Origin of the sequence: Dyella sp. KRB-257 (assembly GCF_049445995.1) — a bacterium.
Lineage (GTDB): Bacteria > Pseudomonadota > Gammaproteobacteria > Xanthomonadales > Rhodanobacteraceae > Dyella_A.
In genome coordinates this window covers 1-1,400 of the sequence record NZ_JBMSDZ010000055.1, presented here as the reverse complement: position 1 = coordinate 1,400, position 1,400 = coordinate 1, and the positions used below count along the sequence as shown (strand labels likewise).

1 protein-coding gene is annotated in these 1,400 nt (G+C 66.4%); it reads left to right on the top strand.

Translation table 11 applies throughout. From position 1 onward, the window contains the following. Positions 1-83: 83 nt before the first annotated feature. Entirely contained in the window at positions 84-1,325 is a 1,242-nt protein-coding gene (locus tag ACO2Q2_RS17470; RefSeq protein ID WP_423257524.1) for an ISNCY family transposase, read from the top strand. Positions 1,326-1,400: the final 75 nt, after the last annotated feature.

Genomic DNA, 1,400 nt, shown 5'->3' with positions numbered 1-1,400 from the left:
TGTAGCTGCCAGTTAGTAGTGTCCCCTTCCTGCAAGTTACAAGTGTCCCCTTTTCCGTCGAGGGGGTGACCGTGGAGGTGGGGATGACGCAACGTGAGGTGGAACGGGCAGGCTTGATCGCCGAGGTGGCGGTGGGTCGGATGCGGCAGAGGCAGGCGGCAGAGGCGCTGGGACTGTCGTGTCGGCAGATCAAGCGACTGGTGCGTACCTGGCGCGCCGACGGTGCGCCGGGACTGCGTTCCCAGCGCCGTGGGCGGCCCAGCAACCGTCGTCACGCCGAGGCACTGCGTGCGCAGGTGCTGGCGCTGGAGGCGACGCATTACGCGGGCTTCGGGCCGACCCTGCTGGGCGAGTACTTGGCACGCGAGCATGCGACCACGGTGAGCGTGGAGACGCTGCGACAATGGCTGATCCAGGCCGGCCGTTGGAAGCCCAAGACCCGGCGTCAGGTGATCCATCGGGCCCGCAACCGGCGCCCGCGTTTCGGCGAACTGATCCAGATCGACGGCTCGCCGCACGACTGGCTCGAAGGGCGTGGCCCGCGCTGCACCATGATCGTGTTCATCGATGACGCCACCTCTCGGGTGCTCTACGCCCGCCTGGTGCCGGCCGAGACCACCGAGGCCTACTTCGATGGCGTCGCCGCCCACCTCGCCGCGCACGGTCGCCCCATGGCCTACTACAGCGACAAGCACTCGATCTTCCGTGTCAACAACGAGGCGGTCGACCCCGGGCCCACGCAGTTCGAGCGGGCCCTCAAGACGCTGGATATCGAGCTGATCTGCGCGCACTCCCCGCAAGCCAAGGGCCGCGTGGAGCGCGTGCACCAGACCTTCCAGGATCGCTTCACCAAGGCGCTGCGCGTGGCCGGCGTCGCTACCATCGGCGACGCCAACGCCCTGCTGCAAAGCCATCTCGACGCGCACAACGCGCGCTTCGCCACGTCCCCGGCCGATCCCGAAGACGCCCATCGTCCGCTGGCTCACCCGATGGCTGAGGTGCCGCGCATCCTGAGCCACCACCACACCCGCCTCGTCACCAAGCAGGGCACCCTGCGCTTTGAGCACCTGGTCCTGCGCATCGATCCAGCTCACACGCACCGGACCGTGGGCAAACAGCTCACGGTCATCCAGTCCGGGGAGCACATCGAGCTTTGGCACGATGCATCATCCATTCCCTTCACTGCGCTGCCTTGGGAGACCTGGCGCGCCAAGGTGCGTGACCGCAAGGTCCTAGATGCTGAGCTCGACCAGCGCAACGCCGTGCCTTGCAACAACGTCAGAAAACCCGCCGGCAACCATCCCTGGCGCCATGCTCCAACTTGACCGGCCTTCCCGGTGACGCCAAAGGGGACATGTTTAACTGGCACAGGGTGGGGACATTTCTAAATGGCGTTGACA